The sequence below is a fragment of the Bradyrhizobium sp. SUTN9-2 genome, assembly GCF_003122645.1.
GTDB lineage: Bacteria > Pseudomonadota > Alphaproteobacteria > Rhizobiales > Xanthobacteraceae > Bradyrhizobium > Bradyrhizobium yuanmingense.
In genome coordinates this window covers 628,263-647,555 of the sequence record NZ_LAXE01000001.1, presented here as the reverse complement: position 1 = coordinate 647,555, position 19,293 = coordinate 628,263, and the positions used below count along the sequence as shown (strand labels likewise).

The window sequence follows — 19,293 nt, the reverse complement described above, 5'->3', positions numbered from 1 at the left end:
GTCTCTACTTCTCCGTCTCGACCAGGCCGCGCACGAACAATTTCTGCATGGCGACGACGACGAACACCGGCGGCAGCATGGCCAGCACGGCGGTTGCCATCACGATCGGCCATTCGGTCAGCGCGTCGGTGGTGGTGATCATCTTGCGGATGCCGATCTGGATGGTCTGCATGTCGTCGCGCGTGGTGATCAAGAGCGGCCAGAGATATTGATTCCAACCGAGGATGAACAGGATCACGAACAGCGCCGCCATGTTGGTGCGCGACAGCGGCAAGAGCGTATCCCAGAAGAAGCGGAAGGGGCCGGCGCCGTCGATGCGCGAAGCCTCCAGCAGCTCGTCCGGCACGGTCATGAAGAACTGGCGGAACAGCAGCGTCGCGGTGGCCGATGCGATCAGCGGCAGCGACAGGCCGGCATAGCTGTCGAGCATGTGCAGGTCGGCGACGATCTTGTAGGTCGGATAGATGCGGACTTCGACCGGCAGCATCAGCGTGATGAAGATCAGCCAGAACAGCGCCATCCGGAACGGGAAGCGGAAATACACGATCGCATAGGCCGAGATGATCGAGACCGCGATCTTGCCCAGCGCGATCAGGAGCGCCATCACCAGCGAGTTCAGCATCATGTTGCCGACCGGCTCGCGGGTCGAGCCGCTCGTGCCGACGAAGATGGTCTGGTAATAGGTCTCGAAGAAAAGACCCCCGGGCAGCAACGACATCTGCCCGTTGGCGATCACCGCGTTGTCCTGGGTGGACGCCACGAAGGCGAGATAGACCGGGAAGGCGACGATCGCGATCCCGATCCAGAGGATGATATGGGCAATGTAGCGCCGAAAGCCTTCTTCCTCGACCATCAGTAGGTCACCTTGCGTTCGACGAAGCGGAACTGGATGCCCGTCAGCACGATCACCATGATCATCAGGATCACCGATTGCGCCGCGGAGCTGCCGAGGTTTCCGCCGAGCAGGCCGTCGGTATAGACCTTGTAGACCAGCGTCTCCGTCGACTTGCCCGGACCGCCGCGGGTCATGGTGTCGATGATGCCGAACGTGTCGAAGAAGGCGTAGACGATGTTGACGACCAGGAGGAAGAAGATGGTCGGCGACAGCAGCGGGAAGATCACGGTCCAGAACCTGCGCATCGGGCGGGCGCCGTCGATCGCAGCCGCCTCGATCACGCTTCTGGGGATGCTCTGCAGGCCGGCGAGGAAGAACAGGAAGTTGTAGGAGATCTGCTTCCAGGCGGCGGCCAGGATGATCAGCGCTGCGGCCTGGTCGCCGTCGAGCAGTGGATTCCAGTCGATGCCCAGCGCCCGCAGGTAGCGCGAGAGCACGCCGAGCGAGGGATGCAGCATGAAGATCCAGAGCACGCCGACGACCGGCGGCGCCACCGCATAGGGCCAGATCAGCAGCGTGCGGTAGAGCATCGAGCCGCGCAGCGGCTTGTCTGCCATCACGGCCAGCAGCAGCGCGAACGACAGCGACGACACCGCGATCGCGAACGAGAAGAAGAAGGTGCGCAGGATCGCCTCGAAATAGGCGGGCTCCTTGAACAGCTCGATGTAGTTCTCGAACCAGACGAAGCTGGTCGACAGGCCGAAGGCGTCCTGCAGCAGGAACGACTGGATCATCGCCTGCAAGGCCGGCCAGTAGAAGAAAATCAGAACGATCGCGAGTTGCGGCGCAACCAGCGCATAGGGCAACAGCTTCGATTGGAAAATGGCTTGCTTTTGCATGATGCCCAGCGCGGCAGGCCGGGGGACCGGCCTGCCGCTTGTCGCCTTACTTCACGGCGGTCTTTTCGAACTGGCGCAGCATGGTGTTGCCGCGCTCGACGGCCGCGTCCAGCGCCTGCTTGGCGGTCTTCTTGCCGGCCAGCGCCTGCTCGATCTCCTCCGCCCAGACGTCACGGAGCTGCACCATGTTGCCGAGGCGCAGGCCGCGCGAATTCTCGGTCGGCTCCTTGTTGGTCAGCTCGAGCAGCGGCGTCTCCAGATAGGGCTGGTCCTTGTAGAAGCCATCCGCCTTGGCCTTCTCATAGGCCGCCTTGGTGATCGGCAGATAGCCCGAGGCCTTGTGGATGTAGACTTGGCGATCGGTGTCCGAGAGGAAGGAGAAGAATTTGGCGACGCCCTTGTAATCGTCCGCCGGTTTGCCGCCCATTACCCAGAGCGAGGCACCGCCGATGATCGAGTTCTGCGGCGCGCCCTTGGCGTCCGGGTAATAGGGCATCGGCACCGCGGTGAAGGCAAACTTGGCCTGCGCCTTGACGTTGCCGAAGAACGCGGACGAGGTCAGGTAGAGCGGACATTCGCCCGACGTGAAGCGGCCTTCGCCGGTGTTGGTGCGGCCGGCATAGTCGTAGGTCTTGTCCTTCTGGAGCTCGACCAGATTTTCGAGATGCTTGACCTGGAGCGGACCATTGAAGGACAGCACGGTGTCGAAGCCGTCGAGGCCGTTGGCCTTGCTGGCGAGCGGCACGTTGTGCCAGGCGGAGAGCTGCTCGAGATTGACCCAGGTGACCCAGGAGTTGGAGAAGCCGCAGGTGGCGTGGCCGGCCGCCTTCAGCTTCTTGGCGGCGTCGAACACTTCGGGCCAGGTCTTCGGCACCTCGACATTCGCTTTCTTCAGTGCGTCGAGGTTGACCCACATCACGGTCGAGGACGAGTTGAACGGGAAGGACAGCATCTCGCCCTTCGAGGTCGAGTAATAGCCGGTGATCGCAGGCAGATAGGCCTTCGGATCGAACTTCTCGCCGGTCTCGGCCATCAGCTTGTAGACCGGCTTCACGGCGCCGGTCGCGGCCATCATGGTGGCGGTGCCGACCTCGAACACCTGCATGATGTGCGGCGCGTTGCCGGCGCGGAACGCGGCGATGCCGGCGTTCATCGTGTCGGCGTAGTTGCCCTTGTAGGTCGGGATCACCTTGTAGTCGCTCTGCGTGGTGTTGAAATCGTTGGCGAGCCTGACGATGACGTCGTTGTTGGCGCCGGTCATCGCGTGCCACCACTGGATTTCGGTCACGGCAAGCGCCGGCGACGCGCCGAGACCAATTGTGAGTGCGACGGCCGCCGCCGTGCCAAAATGTCGAAGAGCCATCAAGAACCTCCCTTGCCCGTCACTAAAGAAGCGCTTGCGCTAGCAGCGCCATATGACGTTCACATGACTGTGTAAGCGGGAGAAACGAAAGCAGCAAGCGCGGCCAAATGGGAAGTTGTCAAATAGGCCAAGACGGAGCCGTCAGCCAACTCGTTCGCGCTGCACATGCGTGCGCGCGCCGCAGTGCGGCATTGAGATGAGGCACTATCGTGCCGCGGGCTCCGAACCTCTCCCACTTGCAAGCGGGAGAGGGAGCGCACCACCGTTGACGCTCGCCTTAGCTCAGCGTTTCCGCTCGGGACCGCAGACCGTGCCTTTTTCGACCATCGCGTCGATCTCGGCCTTGGAGTAGCCGAACTCGCCCAGCACCTCGGCCGCATGCTGGCTGAATTTCGGCGGCACGCGGCGCAGGCTCGGCTTGCTGCGGTCGAGCCGGATCGGCGAGGCAACGCCCTTGTACCAGTCCTTCTCGATAATATCGCCACGCGCGATCGTGTGCGGATTGGTCAACGCCTGGTCGATCTTCTGCACGGGACCTGCAGGCAGGCCGGCCGCGAGCAGGCGGTTGCACAGCGGCTCGGCCTCGTGCTGGCTGAACACGGCGGCTAGCTCGGCGCGCAGTGCCTCGCGATTGGCGATGCGGTCCTTGTTGCGGGCAAAGCGCGGATCGGTGCCGAGCTCGGGCTTGCCGATCTCCTTCGCCAGCTTGCGGAAAGTGCCGTCATTGCCGACGCCGATGAAGATGTTGTCGGTCTTGGTCGGGAAGATCGCGTAGGGCACGAGGTTCGGATGCTCGTTGCCGGTGAGACCAGGCGGCTTGCCGTGCATGAAATAATTCGCGGTGTGCGGATGCATGATGGCAAGGCCGGTCTCGTACAGCGTCGTCTCCAGGAACTGGCCCTTGCCCGACCGCTGCCGCTCCGACAGCGCCATCAATATGCCGATCGCCGCATAAAGTCCGGTGGTGATGTCGACCAGCGGCACGCCGATCCGCATCGGCCCGCTCTCGGGTGAGCCGGTGGCTGCGATCATGCCGGTCATGGCCTGGATGATGGCATCATAGCCGGGGTTGCCGCCGCGCGGGCCGTCGGCGCCGAAGCCGCAGATCCGGCAATGCACGAGGCGGGGATATTTCTTGCTGAGGACGTCGTTGCCGATGCCCCATTTCTCCAGCGTGCCCGGCTTGAAATTCTCGATCAGGACGTCGGCGGTCTCCAACATCTTGAGCAGCACGATTCGGCCGCCTTCGGAGGCGAGGTCGAGGCCGATCGAGCGCTTGTTGCGGTTGATGCCGACGAAATAGGCCGCATCCTCCTCGTGGAACGGAGGGCCCCATTCGCGCACCTCGTCGCCCGCGGGCGGCTCGACCTTGATCACGTCGGCGCCGTGGTCGGCGAGGATCTGGGTGCAGTAGGGACCGCCGAGCACGCGCGTGAGATCGATGACGCGCAATCCGCTCATGGCGCCCGTTGCTGCTTCAGTCATGCCTTCGCTTCCCTGTGTCGATCATTGGATCACAGGCCTAGCGAGGTTTGTTTGCGCCAGCAATGGCGCCGAGCGTGGAGCCGTATGCGCCGCCGAGCAGCCATGCCGCGGGGTGGCAAATTCCCTCGTAAGCGGCCGGCCCGAGGGGGGATTCCCGGGCCAGCCAATCCGCGCTGCCGATCAGACCACCGTCAGGCGAACGTCGACATTGCCGCGCGTGGCATTGGAGTACGGGCACACCTGATGCGCCTTCGCGACCAGCGCCTCGGCGTCTGCGCGGGCGAGACCCGGCAGCGAGACGGCGAGGTCGATGTCGAGGCCGAAACCGCCCTCGGAGCGCGGGCCGATGCCGACGGTCGAGGTGACCGAGGCATCCGCAGGCACCTTTGGGCCGCCCTGCGAGGCCACGAACTTCATCGCGCCGATGAAGCAGGCGGCATAGCCGGCCGCGAACAGCTGCTCGGGATTGTTTCCAGCGCCGCCGCCACCGCCGAGCTCCTTCGGCGTGGTGAGCTTGACGTCGAGCGCGCCGTCGAGGGTCGCAGCATGGCCGTCGCGGCCGCCGGTGGCCTTGGCGCTGGTTTTGTAGAGGACGTTCACAGACATTGTCGTCTCCTCGGGTCTTTCGGGGTTGGGGTGCGGGCTTTATCGCAGACAATTAGATTGTGCGCAATCTAATTCGTCCCGCCTCACAGTTAATTGTTCGCAATTGAATGTGGCGCCGGCCGGGACCAGAATGGGAGAAACGTGCAGGATTCTTCATGGCCCGGAAATCAACGGCGGTAGACCCGCTTAGTCTCGACAACCAGATCTGCTTTGCGGTCTATTCCGCTACGCACGCCTTTAACCGCGTCTACAAGCCGCTGCTCGATCGGCTCGGCCTGACCTATCCGCAATATCTGGTCATGCTGGTGCTGTGGGAGCGCGATGACGTGCCGGTCAAGGAGATCGGCGAGAAGCTGTTCCTGGATTCGGGCACGCTGACGCCGCTGCTGAAGCGGCTCGAGGCCGCCCATCTCGTCAGGCGCACCCGCTCGCGTGAGGACGAGCGCCAGGTTCTGATCGCCCTGACGCCGCAGGGCCATGCGCTGAAGGAAAAGGCCCGCAGCGTGCCGCAATCGATCCTGGCGGCATCGGACTGCTCGGTGTCGGAGCTGGTCGCGATGAAAGACGAGATCGTCGCGCTGAGGGATCGGCTGAATGCGGTGATCGGGGAGTAGGGGACTAAAGCCGCTTCTTGGCGAAGGCGCGGCCTGATGCTGACTTCAAGTACTTTTCGAATGCGACGGCCTGCTTCTCATCGCTGAATGCGACGTAAGTCTTGAGCCGCCAAGGTCCGTATTTCGAAGTGTGGGGCACCTCGCCAGCATTGTGCTTTGCCAGTCGGGCGCGGAGGTCGTCAGTGATCCCGACATAGAAGTGGAGAGAATCAAGGCTCTCAAGGATGTAGACGTACTTCACGGGCACACTCCTCGGTAGGCGAGGAGAGCTTACACCCGCTCTTGTTTTGCTGAAGCCCGGCTTCGCCCTTCGGGGCTTCGCCGCGGCAGCCTTCGCTAGCTTCGCCACGAGGGAGCGGAGCTGGCTTGCCGAGCCGTAGCTGGCGAAGCCAGCGAAGGCTGGTGGAGCCAGGCGGGATCGAACCGCCGACCTCTTGCATGCCATGCAAGCGCTCTCCCAGCTGAGCTATGGCCCCTTAGTCCAAATGGGAGGATCCTGGGGGACCCGTCCCGGCCGGCGAGCGCTCTAGGCGACTCGCGCGGTGCACCCTTTTTCACAGATCAGGGCTGATCTCAAGTCTCTTCATCACCGCCGACATCACCAATGATGTCGGTCACGTCCTCATCGCCCTCTTCCTCGTCGGCAATGAAGGTCGAATCGTCGTCATCATCGTCGTCGAGGGTCTCGTCGACCTCGATATCGTCCTCCGATTCGGGCACGACCGCCTTGACCTTGCCGGTGTTCTCCTCGGCATCGGCCTCCTCGAGCGAGACCAACTCCTCGGTCTCCGCCGGCTCCGGCGCGTTGTCCTGGGCCATGTTGCGGGCCTCGGCCGCACGGGGGCCGCGGGCAGGAGCGACCGGGGCGATCGGCACCACTTCGCCGGTATAGGGCGAGATCACCGGATTCTTGTTGAGGTCATAGAACTTCTTGCCCGTGGTCGGGCAAATACGTTTGGTTCCGAGTTCGGACTTGGCCACGGCAGGAATCCTGGGAATGTCTGAAAAGCGGTGCTTCACTTGGCTAGTTGGCGGCCCGCTGTCAATAGCGCATTACGGGAGAACGACATGCCCGTGACGGGGCGCGGACCATGTGGTACCTGCGCGCCAGCCCACCGGGCCTATTCAAGGACACAATCTTGACCCATTCCGATCAACCGAGGCCGCTCCAGTCTCGCGCCAGCGGTCCCCTGACCGGGAAAGTACGGGTGCCCGGCGACAAGTCGATCTCCCACCGCGCCCTCATCCTGGGCGCGCTCGCGGTCGGCGAGACCAGGATTTCGGGCCTGCTCGAGGGCGAGGACGTCCTCAACACCGCCAAATCGATGCAGGCGCTGGGCGCCAGCGTCGAGCGCACCGGCGATTTCGCCTGGACCGTCAACGGCGTCGGGGTCGGAGGCTTCGCCCAGCCCAAGGCAGCACTGGATTTCGGCAATTCCGGCACCGGCTGCCGGCTGGTCATGGGCGCCGTCGCCGGCTGCCCAATTTCGGCGGTGTTCGACGGCGACGCCTCGCTGCGCAGCCGTCCGATGCGCCGGATCCTCGATCCCCTGGAAAAGATGGGTGCCAGAGTCACCGCCGGCGGCGAGGGCGGGCGCCTGCCGCTGACCCTCCAGGGCGCGCGCGCCCCCCTGCCGATCGTCTACAAGACCCCGGTCGCCTCGGCCCAGATCAAATCGGCCGTGCTGCTGGCGGGCCTCGCCGCTCCCGGCACCACCACGGTCATCGAGACCGAGGCCAGCCGCGACCACACCGAGCTGATGCTGAAGCATTTCGGCGCCGACATCACCTCGGTCCAGGAAGGCCGGCACGGCCGCCGCATCACGCTGGTGGGCCAGCCCGAGCTGCATGGCGCCAATGTCGTGGTGCCCGCCGATCCCTCTTCGGCCGCCTTCCCGATCGTCGCGGCGCTGATCGTGGAGGGCTCCGATGTCGTGCTGTCCGACGTCATGACCAATCCGCTGCGCACCGGGCTGTTCACCACGCTGCGCGAAATGGGCGCCTCCATCGAGGAGAGCGAAGTGCGCGGCGATGCCGGCGAGCCGATGGCGCGCTTGCGCGTGCGGGCGTCGAAGCTGCGCGGCGTCGAGGTGCCGCCGGAGCGCGCGCCGTCGATGATCGACGAATATCTGGTGCTGGCGGTGGCGGCGTCGTTCGCCGAAGGCACCACGATCATGCGCGGCCTGCAGGAGCTGCGCGTCAAGGAATCCGACCGGCTTGAAGCCACCGCCGCCATGCTGCGCGTCAACGGCGTCAAGGTCGTGGTCTCCGGCGACGATCTGATCGTGGAGGGTCGCGGCCACGTCCCGGGCGGCGGCACTGTCGCCACCCATATGGACCATCGCATCGCGATGTCCGCGCTGGTGATGGGCTGCGCCTCCGATCAGCCTGTTACGGTCGACGACACCGCCTTCATCGCCACCAGCTTTCCGGATTTCATTCCGATGATGCGTTCGCTAGGGGCCGAGTTTTCATGATCATCGCCATCGACGGGCCCGCGGCTTCGGGCAAGGGGACGCTCGGCAAGCGTCTCGCCCACCATTACGGCTATCGTCATCTCGATACCGGCGTGATCTATCGCGCGGTCGCCTACGCCTTGATGCAGTCGGGGCACGATCTCAACGATGAGGCGGCCGCGGTGCAGGCCGCGTTGGAGCTCGATCCCGAAAAGTTCGGTAATCCTGCGCTGAAGACCCAGAAGGCCGGCGAGGGGGCCTCGATCGTCTCGGCAATCCCTCGGGTTCGCGAGGTCCTGGTCAATTTCCAGCGCCAGTTCGCCGCCGATCCGCCCGGCGCCGTGCTCGACGGCCGGGATATTGGAACCGTGATCTGCCCCCATGCCGACGTGAAGATCTTCGTGGTCGCCGACCCCAAGGTCCGCGCGCGGCGCCGCACCATGGAGGCCAAAGCGCGGGGCGAGGAGGCGGACGAGGCGGCCGTACTCGCCGACATCCTCCAGCGTGACGAACGTGACAAGAATCGGCCGATTGCGCCTCTAAAACCGGCCCCGGATGCTTACTTGCTAGATAACTCCCAACTGGATATAGAAGGCGGCGTCCGGGCCGCCATCGACATTATCGAGGCTGTCCGAGCGGGCCGGTCGCGGGGTTAAGCCGCCGCCGTCATTGGAGGAAGTGCCCGCTCCCGCTCTTTGAGGTCGATACGCTTCGTCCCGGTTTCGGGACCGGCGCGATCCAGGTTCCGGACAAGCTTTCAACGTATCGAACGCGCGGGCCTCAGCCGGCCCGCTTCCGCTGTTCTGGTCGCTAGATCAGGGCAACGAGCGGTCGCTCGAAGGTCTTGCGGACCTTCCGACACTGCGCGCGCGATGCGCCCATGAACCCAACGGCCGGCAAGACATCCGCAACTGGAGAACAAATGGCTTCGACTTCTGCTGATACCTATAGCCCGTCGCGCGACGATTTCGCCGCGATGCTCGACGAGTCCTTTGCGGGCGGCAACCTGCAGGAAAGCTCCGTCGTCAAGGGCAAGGTGGTTGCAATTGAAAAGGACATGGCCGTCATCGACGTCGGCCTGAAGACCGAGGGCCGCGTCGCGCTGCGCGAATTTTCCGGCCCCGGCCGTGAGAGCGACCTCAAGGTCGGCGACGAGGTGGAAGTGTTCCTCGATCGCATCGAAAACGCTCTCGGCGAAGCCGTGCTGTCGCGCGACAAGGCGCGCCGCGAAGAGAGCTGGGGCAAGCTGGAGAAGGCGTTTCAGAACAACGAGAAGGTCAACGGCGTCATCTTCAACCAGGTCAAGGGCGGCTTCACCGTCGACCTCGACGGTGCCGTGGCCTTCCTGCCGCGCTCGCAGGTCGACATCCGTCCGATCCGCGACGTTGCGCCGCTGATGAACAACTCGCAGCCGTTCCAGATCCTGAAGATGGACCGCCGCCGCGGCAACATCGTCGTGTCCCGCCGCACGGTGTTGGAAGAGACCCGCGCCGAGCAGCGCCAGGAGCTGGTGCAGAACCTCGAAGAGGGTCAGGTCATCGACGGCGTGGTCAAGAACATCACCGATTACGGTGCGTTCGTCGACCTCGGCGGCATCGACGGCCTCCTGCACGTCACCGACATCGCGTGGCGCCGCGTCAACCACCCGACCGAGGTGCTCTCGATCGGCCAGACCGTGAAGGTCAAGATCATCAAGATCAACCACGAGACGCACCGCATCTCGCTGGGCATGAAGCAGCTGCTGGACGATCCGTGGCAGGGCATCGAAGCCAAGTACCCGCTGGGTGCCCGCTTCACCGGCCGCGTCACCAACATCACCGACTACGGTGCGTTCGTCGAGCTCGAGCCGGGCATCGAAGGCCTGATCCACGTCTCCGAGATGTCGTGGACCAAGAAGAACATGCACCCCGGCAAGATCGTGTCGACCTCGCAGGAAGTCGACGTGCAGGTGCTGGAAGTGGATTCCGTCAAGCGCCGCATCTCGCTCGGCCTCAAGCAGACCATGCGCAACCCCTGGGAGGTCTTCGTCGAGAAGCACCCGACCGGTTCGGTGGTCGAGGGCGAGGTCAAGAACAAGACCGAGTTCGGTCTGTTCCTGGGCCTCGAGGGCGACGTCGATGGCATGGTCCACCTCTCCGATCTCGACTGGAAGCTTCCGGGCGAGCAGGTGATCGACAACTACAAGAAGGGCGACATGGTGAAGGCCGTGGTGCTCGATGTGGACGTCGAGAAGGAGCGCATCTCGCTCGGTATCAAGCAGCTCGAAGGCGATCCCTTCGCCGAGCCGGGCGATGTCAAGAAGGGTGCGGTCGTGACCTGCGAAGTGCTCGAAGTGAAGGAAAGCGGTATCGAGGTTAAGATCGCCGGTACCGACTTCACCACCTTCATCAAGCGCTCCGAGCTCGCCCGTGACCGCAACGACCAGCGCGCCGAACGCTTCGCCGTCGGCGAGAAGGTCGATGCCCGCGTCATCCAGTTCGACAAGAAGGCCCGCAAGGTCCAGGTGTCGATCAAGGCGCTCGAAGTCGCCGAAGAGAAGGAAGCCATCGCGCAGTACGGCTCCTCGGATTCGGGTGCGACGCTGGGCGACATCCTCGGCACCGCGCTGAAGAACCGCGACAGCAAGTAAGCGAAACGTCCGTTTTGCGACATCAAGGCCCCGGCGCAAGCCGGGGCTTTTTTGTTGCTGTCTCCACGAACTCCGCTGTCGTCCCGGACAAGCGACGCGAAGCGGAGCGCCGATCCGGGACCCATAACCCCAGGGAGGAGTTTGACGAAGACTCGGAGTTGCCAGCTCGCTCGACGACTCCTCCTTGGGGTTATGGATCCCCGCCCCCGTGCGCAATTGCGCACTAGGCGGGGATGACGACCGAGTCTGCGACGACTTGCTTGCCCCACACGAGGCCTTGTTTTCTTCAAATTGCGCCGCAATTGATGTATCGAGATAGGCCAATGGTCACGCCGTGACGGCACAACGCGCCTGATCTTTCATTTGGAGATATTCCGATGTCGCTCGATTCGGACATCATCGTCGATCGCCGCAGGATCCGCCGCAAGCTGACGTTCTGGCGGGTGATGGCGGCGCTGATCGCGATCGCGGCGATTGCAAGCTTCGCGCTGATTGCGACGCCCGGTGCACGCGGCACCCTCGCATCCGCCGGCTCGATCGCGCGCGTCCAGATCGAGGGATTGATCCGCAGCGATTCCGACCGCACGCAGGCGCTGGAGCGGCTCGAGAATTCGCAGGCCGCCGCCGTCATCGTTCACATCAACTCGCCCGGCGGCACCACCGCCGGCTCCGAGCAGCTCTATGACTCGCTGGTCCGTCTCAAGGCGAAAAAGCCGCTGGTGGTGGTGGTGGAGGGGCTGGCCGCCTCCGGGGGCTACATCACCGCGATTGCGAGCGACCACATCGTCGCCCAGCAAAGCTCCCTGGTCGGCTCCATCGGCGTGCTGTTCCAGTACCCCAACCTCTCCGAGCTCATGAAGACGATCGGCGTCAAGGTCGAGGAGGTGAAGTCCTCGCCGCTAAAGGCGGCGCCCAACGGTTTTGAGCCGACCAGTCCCGAGGCGCGCGCCGCGCTCGATGCGCTGGTGAAGGATTCCTATGCCTGGTTCAAGGGGATGGTGAAGGAGCGGCGTGGCATGGATGACACGCAGCTCGAAAAAGTCGCCGACGGCCGCGTCTTCACCGGGCGCCAGGCGATCGATCTCAAGCTGATCGACCAGATCGGCGACGAGAAGACGGCCGTGACCTGGCTGGTCGAGCAGAAGGGCGTCAAGAAGGGGCTACCGGTGCGCGACTACAAGCTCCAGCCGCGCTTCGGCGACCTGCCGTTCCTGAAGACGGCGGCCGCATTGACGCTGGAAGCGCTCGGTTTGGGCTCGATCGCGCACCAGATCGGGCAAACCGGCGTCGCGCAGGCGGTGGATCGGCTCGGAATGGATGGAATGCTGGCCTTGTGGCAGCCGGCTGCGTCCAACTGACCGTCGGCAGGCGAGTTTCAGAGCTTTTTCGCGTCTGACGCGTGCTGGCGCAGCCTGCTTTTTCGGCATTTGTCACGCATTTTCACGACGCCCATCCTTGATTTAGCGTCTTGACAGATCACGGTATTTTCACGGAAATGGTCATCCGCACGCTCCCGGGTCCTATCTCTCGATGATCAAATCCGAACTTGTTCAGCGTATCGCCGAGCACAACCCGCATCTGTACCAGCGGGATGTCGAGAACATTGTGAATGCGATTCTCGAAGAGATCGTAGCGGCGCTTGCACGCGGTGACCGCGTCGAGCTGCGCGGCTTCGGTGCCTTCTCGGTCAAGCATCGCCCTGCGCGCGCAGGGCGCAATCCACGCACCGGCGCCCATGTGCCCGTCGATCAGAAGAGCGTTCCGTTCTTCAAGACCGGCAAGGAAATGCGCGAGCGGCTGAACCGCGACCATCCGGATCCCGGCGGCGTAGACTAGAGCGCGATGTGAGCGCGCTTTGGGGTTTTTCGCGGTCGCACAGGCTGCGGCCGCAAGCTTGATTCAAGGCGAGCGAAGCCAGATGCGAAAGTTCCTGACCGCGCTGATCGTACTTCCGCTGGGCCTGATCCTGGTGGCGTTCGCCGTCGCCAACAGGCATTTCGTCACGGTCTCCTTCGACCCCTTCATTGCCGACGACCCCTCGCTGTCGATCACCCTGCCGCTGTTCCTGTTGCTGATCCTGGCGGCGGCCCTGGGCGTTGTCGCGGGCGGCTCCGCCGTCTGGCTCGGCCAGCGGCGCTGGCGGCGCGCGGCGCGCCTGAATGACGCGGAGGCCCGGGCCGTCAGGGCCGAACTGGCCGATCTGCGGGCCCAGGCGACGGCAGCGAAGGCGGAGTCCCAGCGCCTTCCCGTTCCCTCCGGGATGGGCCTGTACGGGCCCGTCGGGCGAGACAAGCAGCGCGCGACGTTGTAGAAGCGGCCCCGACCGAAAAGCCCCGTTTTCCGGCCGCGGACCCGCGGCCTCTACCCGCTTTGAGACCATGTCCCTGCTCGTCAAGATCTGCGGCCTGTCCACGCCCGAGACGCTCGAAACGGCGCTCGAGGCGGGCGCCGACATGGTCGGGTTCGTGTTCTTTCCGCCGTCGCCCCGGCACCTGTCCCTGGAACTCGGCCGTGACCTCGGCCGTCAGGTCAAGCGGCGCGCGCTCAAGGTGGCGCTCACGGTCGATGCCGATGACGCAACGCTCGACAACATCATGGACGCGCTGTCGCCGGACATCTTCCAGCTCCACGGCGGGGAGAGCGTGGCGCGGCTGCGCGACCTCAAGCAACGCTTCGGCCGCCCGGTGATGAAGGCGGTCCCGGTCGCGACAGCGGCCGATCTCGCGGTGCTGCCCGGCTACGCCGCGGTCGCCGATCGCATCCTGTTCGATGCGCGCGCGCCGAAGGACGCGACGCGGCCCGGCGGCCTCGGGGAGCCCTTCGACTGGCACCTGCTCGAAAAGCTCGATCTGAAACTGCCCTATATGGTTTCGGGGGGGCTGCACGCCGAGAATCTCGCCGAGGCCCTTCGTGTCACCCGCGCCAGCGGCGTCGACGTGTCCTCGGGCGTCGAGAGCGCGCCCGGCGTCAAGGATCCTGACATGATCAAGGCCTTCATCCGCGCCGCGCGCGCCACCCAAGAGTTAAGCGTCCGATGAACATTGCCAAGCCAAACTCCTACCGCAGCGGCCCCGACGATCGCGGCCATTTCGGCATTTTCGGCGGACGCTTCGTCGCCGAAACCTTGATGCCGCTGATCCTCGACCTGGAGAAGGCCTACACCGCAGCCAAGGCCGATCCGGCGTTTCAGGCCGAGATGAACGGCTATCTCAAGAACTATGTCGGCCGGCCCTCGCCGCTCTATTTCGCCGAGCGCCTGACCGAGCATCTCCGCGGCGCCAAGATCTACCTCAAGCGTGAAGAGCTCAACCACACCGGCTCGCACAAGGTGAACAACGTGCTCGGCCAGATCATGCTGGCACGGCGCATGGGCAAGAAGCGCATCATCGCCGAGACCGGCGCGGGCCAGCACGGCGTTGCCACCGCGACGCTGTGCGCGCGCTTTGGCCTCGAATGCGTGGTCTATATGGGCGCCGTCGACGTCGAGCGGCAGCAGCCCAACGTCATCCGCATGGAGATGCTGGGTGCCAAGGTGATGCCGGTGCAGTCGGGCACGCGCACGCTGAAGGACGCCATGAACGAGGCGCTGCGCGACTGGGTCACCAACGTGCACAACACCTTCTATTGCATCGGCACGGTGGCGGGTCCGCATCCTTATCCGACCTTGGTGCGCGACTTCCAGTCGGTCATCGGCGACGAGACCAAGGCGCAGATGCAGGAGATCGAGGGGCGCCTGCCGGATTCGCTGGTGGCCTGCATCGGCGGCGGCTCCAACGCGATGGGCCTGTTCCATCCGTTCCTCGATGATCCCTCCGTCGAGATCTTCGGCGTCGAAGCCGCCGGCCATGGCCTGACGCAGCTGCATGCGGCCTCGATCGCGGGCGGCCGTCCCGGCGTTCTCCACGGCAACCGCACCTATCTCTTGATGGATGCCGACGGCCAGATCCAGGACGCGCATTCGATCTCGGCCGGTCTCGATTATCCCGGCATCGGCCCCGAGCATTCCTGGCTGCACGAGGTCGGCCGCGTCAATTATCTCTCCGCAACCGATGACGAGGCGCTCGCCGCGTTCCAGCTGCTGTCAAAGCTCGAAGGCATCATCCCCGCGCTCGAGCCCGCGCATGCCATCGCCAAGGTGATGGAGCTCGCGCCGAAGCGGCCGAGGGACCACCTGATGGTCGTCAATCTCTCCGGCCGCGGCGACAAGGACGTCCCGCAGGTCGGCGACATCCTGAGGGGCAAGAAGTGACCACGCGTATCGATACCCGTTTTGCCGAGCTGAAAAGCCAAGGCCGCGCGGCCTTTGTCACCTATGTGATGGCCGGCGATCCCGATCCCGCGACCTCGCTCGAGATCGTCAAGGCGCTGCCGAAGTCCGGCGCCGACGTCATCGAACTCGGCATTCCCTTCACCGATCCGATGGCGGACGGTCCTTCGATTCAGGCTGCAGGCCTGCGTGCGCTCAAGATCGGCATGACCTTGAAGAAGACGCTGGAGCTGGTGCGCGACTTCCGCAAGGACGACAATGTCACGCCGCTGGTGCTGATGGGCTATTACAATCCGATCTACATCTACGGCGTCGACAAGTTCTTGGCTGATGCCAAGACGGCCGGCGTCGACGGCCTGATCATCGTCGATTTGCCGCCGGAGGAAGACGACGAGCTCTGCATTCCTGCGCTGAAGGCGGGGCTCAACTTCATTCGCCTGGCGACGCCGACCACTGACGACAAGCGCCTGCCTGCGGTGCTCGCGAACACATCAGGCTTTGTCTATTACGTCTCGATCGCCGGCATCACCGGTGCAGCGGCGGCGGACGCCAATGCCGTTGGCGAAGCTGTCGCGCGCATCAAGCGGCATACCAGGCTGCCGATCTGTGTCGGTTTCGGCATCCGCACGCCGGAGGCGGCGCGCGCCATTGCCGAGAAGGCCGATGGGTCGGTGGTCGGCACCGCGCTGGTGGACGCCCTCAAGAACAGCCTCGATGCCGAGGGACGGGCGACCGCCAAGACCGTTAACGCCGTCGCCGAATTGACGGCCGCTCTGGCCCAGGGCGTCAAGGGCGCGCAGCAGGCGGCGGAATAGGCCATAATTCCGCTGTAGCTCTTTAGTTTGAGCATGATCTGGTCGGAAAACCGCTTCACACTTTTCCGGATCATGCTCTAACGCGGGCGACACGGCGGCTTGCCGGGCAGATGTCCGGCCGCCATATATCCTTCAGGCGATTCCCGGCGGGATCGCACATCGGAGCAAACCATGAACTGGCTTACCAACGTGGTCCGGCCGAAGATCCGCAACATGCTGCGGCGGGAGACGCCGGAGAACCTGTGGATCAAGTGCCCGGATTCCGGACAGCTCGTGTTCTACAAGGACGTCGAGGCCAACCAGTTCGTCATTCCCGGCTCGAACTATCACATGCGCATGGGCGCGGTCGCGCGGCTCAAGTCGATCTTCGACAACGAGACCTGGTTCGACGTGGCGCTGCCCGAAGTCACCCCTGACCCGCTCAAGTTCCGCGACGAGAAGAAATATGTCGACCGCGTCAAGGATGCTCGGGCGCGGACCAATCTGAATGATGCGGTCAAGGTCGGCTACGGCAAGCTCGAAGGCTCCGCCGTCGTCGTCGCCGTGCAGGATTTCGACTTCATGGGCGGCTCGCTCGGCATGGCCGCGGGCGAAGCCATCGTGCGCGGAATGGAGCTCGCGGTCGAGAAGAAGTCGCCGTTCATCGTGTTCGCGGCCAGCGGCGGCGCCCGCATGCAGGAAGGCATTTTGTCCCTGATGCAGATGCCGCGCACCACCGTAGCCGTGCAGATGCTGCGCGAGGCAAAGCTGCCCTACATCGTCGTGCTGACCAATCCGACCACCGGCGGCGTCACCGCGTCCTATGCGATGCTCGGCGACGTCCAGATCGCCGAGCCCGGCGCGCTGATCGGCTTTGCCGGTGCGCGCGTGATCGAGCAGACCATCCGCGAGAAGCTGCCTGAAGGTTTCCAGCGCGCCGAGTACCTCAAGGAGCACGGCATGGTCGACATGGTCGTGCATCGCCACGAGCTGCGGCCGACGCTGGCGCGGCTCTGCCGCCTCTTGACCAAGGCGCCGGCGCAGGAAGGCGCATCGAAGCCCGTGGAGCCGGTCGCCAGCCCGGCGCAGATCGTATCGGCCGCCGAGACGGCGCCGGCTGCGCCGCACGCGTGAACGCCTCCCCTGACAGTGCAAAGAGACCGCTCGACGAGTTGATCGGGCGGCTGTCGACCCTGCATCAGAAGCGCATCGATCTCGGGCTGGAGCGGATGCACCGTCTGCTCGAACGGCTCGGCCACCCCGAGCGCAAGCTTCCGCCGGTGATCCACATTGCCGGCACCAACGGCAAGGGCTCGACGCTCGCTTATTTGCGCGCGACGCTGGAGGTCTCAGGTCTGCGCGTCCACGCCTATACGTCCCCTTATCTCGTCCGCATCAACGAATGCTTCCGGCTCGGCCGCCTCAGTGGCGGTGTGCTCGTCGGCGACGACGAGCTGCGCGCGGCGTTGGAAGAGGTCGAGCGCGTCAATGCCGGCGAGGCCGCGACATTGTTCGAGCTGAAGACCGCGGCTGCCTTCCTGCTGTTCGCGCAGAACCCGGCCGACATCGTGCTGCTCGAAGTCGGCCTCGGCGGCCGGCTCGATTCGACCAACGTGGTCGATCAGCCGGCGGCCTCTGTGATCACGCCCGTCAGCATGGATCACATGGATTTCCTCGGCGATACGCTGGCGTCGATTGCCGGCGAGAAGGCCGCGATCATCAAGCGCGGCGTGCCCGTGATTTGCGCTGAGCAGATGCCGGAGGCGATGGCCGTGATCGAAGCGCAGGCGCGGCGCATGCGCGCGCCGCTGTTCGCCGCAAACGAGAGCTGGCACGTCAATGTCGAGCGCGGGCGTCTGGTCTATTCGGACGATCGCGGCTTGATGGACCTGCCGGCGCCGCGTCTGTTCGGACGCCACCAATTCGCCAATGCCGGACTTGCGATCGCGACGCTGCGCGCGCTGCCGACCATCAAGGTCAATCACGCCGCGTTCGAGGCCGGCATCGTCGGTGCCGACTGGCCGGCGCGGATGCAGCGCCTCACCTCGGGCGAGTTGCTGTCCTGGGGTCCGCAGGGCTCGGAGATCTGGCTCGACGGCGGCCACAATGCCGAGGGCGGGCGCGTTGCGGCGGCCGCGCTCGGCGACCTCGAGGAGCGGGTGTCGCGGCCGCTGGTGATCATCGCCGGCATGATGGCCAACAAGGATGCGCACGCCTTCCTCGCCAATTTCGCCGGCCTCACCCGTCACATCATCGCAGTGCCGATTCCCGACACGGAGAATGCGATGCCGGTCGACCGTCTCGCCGATGCCGCGCGCAGCCTCGGCATGCGCGTCGAGCCCGCCCCCGGCGTCGAGGCCGCCCTGCGCGCGCTGGCGCAGCTCGCTTACGAGTTGCCGCCGCGGATCCTGATCACCGGCTCGCTGTATCTCGCCGGCCACGTGCTGGCCATCAACGGCACGCCGCCTGCATAGAGGTTGCCGTAGCCCGGATGGAGCGAAGCGCAATCCGGGATCGTGCCACAAGCAAGGAAGGTCCCGGATTACGCTGCGCTCCATCCGGGCTACAGGAAATGCCAATGCGCTTCGCCGCGATTGCCGATGTCCACGGAAACTATCTCGCGCTGGAGGCCGTGCTCGCCGACATCCGCGCGCTCGGTATTGCCGACATCGTCAATCTCGGCGACATGCTGAGTGGCCCGCTCAATGCGCGCCGCACCATCGAGATCCTGATGCCGCTCGACGCCGTGCACGTGCTTGGCAATCACGACCGTTATTTGCTCGACCGTCCGCCGGAGAAAATGGGTTCGTGGGATCGTCCTGCCTACGAACAGCTCGATGCCGCCCACCTCGACTGGCTGCACGCGCAGCCGATGACGCGTGTCTTCCGTGAGCAGGTGTTCGTCTGCCACGCGACGCCCAGCAGCGATGAGGTGTACTGGCTCGACACCGTTCATCCCGACGGCACGGTGGCGCTGTCGCCGCTCGACCGCATCGAGCAGCTCGCGGACGGCATCACGCAATCGCTGATCCTGTGCGCCCACACCCACCTCGCCCGCGCGGTGCGCCTGCGCGACGGCCGGCTGATCGTCAATCCCGGCAGCGTCGGTAGCCCTGGTTTTCGCGACAAGCATCCGTACGCGCATGTGGTCGAGGCCGGCACGCCGCACGCGCGCTATGCGATCCTCGAACGTGCCGATGCTGCCTGGCAGGTGACGTTCCGCCACGTCGCCTACGATCACGAGGCCATGGCCGCGCTGGCGCGCCGCAATGGTCAGCCGGAGCTTGCGAACGCGCTGGCGACGGGGTGGATCAAGTAGGTGTTGCTGCGTAGCCCGGAGGGAAC

At 64.8% G+C, this 19,293-nt stretch carries 20 protein-coding genes and 1 tRNA gene; 13 read left to right on the top strand and 8 right to left on the bottom strand.

Annotated elements, in window-relative coordinates:
• Nucleotides 1-4: 4 nt before the first annotated feature.
• The 5 genes from ugpE to XF30_RS03020 all read right to left on the bottom strand — a co-directional run bounded on the left by ugpE (nt 5) and on the right by XF30_RS03020 (nt 5,188).
• Nucleotides 5-853 carry a sn-glycerol-3-phosphate ABC transporter permease UgpE gene (gene ugpE / locus XF30_RS03040; protein ID WP_109141872.1) on the bottom strand — a complete coding sequence of 283 codons (849 nt, stop codon included), beginning with the start codon at nt 851-853 and terminating at the stop codon, nt 5-7.
• Nucleotides 853-1,734, bottom strand: a complete 882-nt coding sequence (gene ugpA / locus XF30_RS03035) for a sn-glycerol-3-phosphate ABC transporter permease UgpA (RefSeq protein WP_036009149.1) — start codon at nt 1,732-1,734, stop codon at nt 853-855. Before ugpA ends, ugpE begins: the two co-directional genes overlap by 1 nt.
• 46 nt (nt 1,735-1,780) lie before the next feature.
• Complete coding sequence (gene ugpB / locus XF30_RS03030) at nt 1,781-3,097, bottom strand: sn-glycerol-3-phosphate ABC transporter substrate-binding protein UgpB (protein WP_036009146.1); 1,317 nt, start codon at nt 3,095-3,097, stop codon at nt 1,781-1,783.
• Between the two features lie 282 nt (nt 3,098-3,379).
• Entirely contained in the window at nt 3,380-4,582 is a 1,203-nt protein-coding gene (locus XF30_RS03025; RefSeq protein ID WP_036009143.1) for a CaiB/BaiF CoA transferase family protein, read from the bottom strand.
• A 180-nt stretch (nt 4,583-4,762) separates the two neighbouring features.
• Nucleotides 4,763-5,188, bottom strand: coding sequence for an organic hydroperoxide resistance protein (locus tag XF30_RS03020; RefSeq protein WP_036009140.1), 426 nt, complete (start codon nt 5,186-5,188; stop codon nt 4,763-4,765).
• Between the two features lie 155 nt (nt 5,189-5,343).
• Between XF30_RS03020 and XF30_RS03015 the strand changes: the two genes are divergently transcribed.
• Complete coding sequence (locus XF30_RS03015) at nt 5,344-5,802, top strand: MarR family winged helix-turn-helix transcriptional regulator (RefSeq protein ID WP_109141871.1); 459 nt, start codon at nt 5,344-5,346, stop codon at nt 5,800-5,802.
• A 4-nt stretch (nt 5,803-5,806) separates the two neighbouring features.
• Here the strand turns inward: XF30_RS03015 and XF30_RS03010 are convergent, their stop codons facing one another.
• The 3 genes from XF30_RS03010 to XF30_RS03000 form a co-directional block, all read right to left on the bottom strand.
• On the bottom strand, nt 5,807-6,043 hold the full coding sequence (locus tag XF30_RS03010) for a GIY-YIG nuclease family protein (RefSeq protein WP_109141870.1): 237 nt from the start codon (nt 6,041-6,043) through the stop codon (nt 5,807-5,809).
• A 159-nt stretch (nt 6,044-6,202) separates the two neighbouring features.
• Nucleotides 6,203-6,278, bottom strand: a tRNA-Ala gene (locus tag XF30_RS03005).
• A gap of 97 nt (nt 6,279-6,375) precedes the next feature.
• On the bottom strand, nt 6,376-6,783 hold the full coding sequence (locus XF30_RS03000; RefSeq protein WP_036009126.1) for a TIGR02300 family protein: 408 nt from the start codon (nt 6,781-6,783) through the stop codon (nt 6,376-6,378).
• 158 nt (nt 6,784-6,941) lie between these two features.
• On the opposite strand from XF30_RS03000, the gene aroA reads away from it, so the two are divergent.
• The 12 genes from aroA to XF30_RS02940 all read left to right on the top strand — a co-directional run bounded on the left by aroA (nt 6,942) and on the right by XF30_RS02940 (nt 19,267).
• Complete coding sequence (aroA, locus tag XF30_RS02995) at nt 6,942-8,279, top strand: 3-phosphoshikimate 1-carboxyvinyltransferase (RefSeq protein ID WP_109145545.1); 1,338 nt, start codon at nt 6,942-6,944, stop codon at nt 8,277-8,279.
• Entirely contained in the window at nt 8,276-8,914 is a 639-nt protein-coding gene (cmk, locus tag XF30_RS02990; protein WP_036024437.1) for a (d)CMP kinase, read from the top strand. The genes aroA and cmk overlap by 4 nt, the downstream gene beginning before the upstream one ends.
• A 266-nt stretch (nt 8,915-9,180) precedes the next feature.
• Complete coding sequence (gene rpsA / locus XF30_RS02985; protein ID WP_036009120.1) at nt 9,181-10,887, top strand: 30S ribosomal protein S1; 1,707 nt, start codon at nt 9,181-9,183, stop codon at nt 10,885-10,887.
• A 377-nt stretch (nt 10,888-11,264) separates the two neighbouring features.
• Nucleotides 11,265-12,245 (top strand): signal peptide peptidase SppA, encoded by a 981-nt coding sequence (gene sppA, locus XF30_RS02980; protein ID WP_036024439.1) that lies wholly within the window; start codon nt 11,265-11,267, stop codon nt 12,243-12,245.
• Nucleotides 12,246-12,417: 172 nt separating this feature from the next.
• Nucleotides 12,418-12,723, top strand: a complete 306-nt coding sequence (locus tag XF30_RS02975) for an integration host factor subunit beta (protein ID WP_025032949.1) — start codon at nt 12,418-12,420, stop codon at nt 12,721-12,723.
• Between the two features lie 82 nt (nt 12,724-12,805).
• Nucleotides 12,806-13,198, top strand: a complete 393-nt coding sequence (locus tag XF30_RS02970; protein ID WP_109145544.1) for a lipopolysaccharide assembly protein LapA domain-containing protein — start codon at nt 12,806-12,808, stop codon at nt 13,196-13,198.
• Nucleotides 13,199-13,265: 67 nt separating this feature from the next.
• The gene (locus tag XF30_RS02965; protein WP_036009115.1) at nt 13,266-13,925 is read left to right on the top strand and encodes a phosphoribosylanthranilate isomerase; all 660 of its coding nucleotides are present in this window, start codon (nt 13,266-13,268) and stop codon (nt 13,923-13,925) included.
• The gene (gene trpB / locus XF30_RS02960; protein ID WP_109141869.1) at nt 13,922-15,136 is read left to right on the top strand and encodes a tryptophan synthase subunit beta; all 1,215 of its coding nucleotides are present in this window, start codon (nt 13,922-13,924) and stop codon (nt 15,134-15,136) included. Before XF30_RS02965 ends, trpB begins: the two co-directional genes overlap by 4 nt.
• Complete coding sequence (gene trpA, locus XF30_RS02955; RefSeq protein WP_036009108.1) at nt 15,133-15,969, top strand: tryptophan synthase subunit alpha; 837 nt, start codon at nt 15,133-15,135, stop codon at nt 15,967-15,969. The genes trpB and trpA overlap by 4 nt, the downstream gene beginning before the upstream one ends.
• Before the next feature lie 171 nt (nt 15,970-16,140).
• Nucleotides 16,141-17,082 (top strand): acetyl-CoA carboxylase, carboxyltransferase subunit beta, encoded by a 942-nt coding sequence (gene accD, locus XF30_RS02950; RefSeq protein WP_036024449.1) that lies wholly within the window; start codon nt 16,141-16,143, stop codon nt 17,080-17,082.
• Nucleotides 17,079-18,422: a bifunctional folylpolyglutamate synthase/dihydrofolate synthase gene (locus XF30_RS02945; RefSeq protein WP_109141868.1), complete on the top strand. Its 1,344-nt coding sequence runs from the start codon at nt 17,079-17,081 to the stop codon at nt 18,420-18,422. The genes accD and XF30_RS02945 overlap by 4 nt, the downstream gene beginning before the upstream one ends.
• A gap of 104 nt (nt 18,423-18,526) precedes the next feature.
• Nucleotides 18,527-19,267 (top strand): metallophosphoesterase family protein, encoded by a 741-nt coding sequence (locus tag XF30_RS02940; RefSeq protein WP_192893021.1) that lies wholly within the window; start codon nt 18,527-18,529, stop codon nt 19,265-19,267.
• Nucleotides 19,268-19,293: the final 26 nt, after the last annotated feature.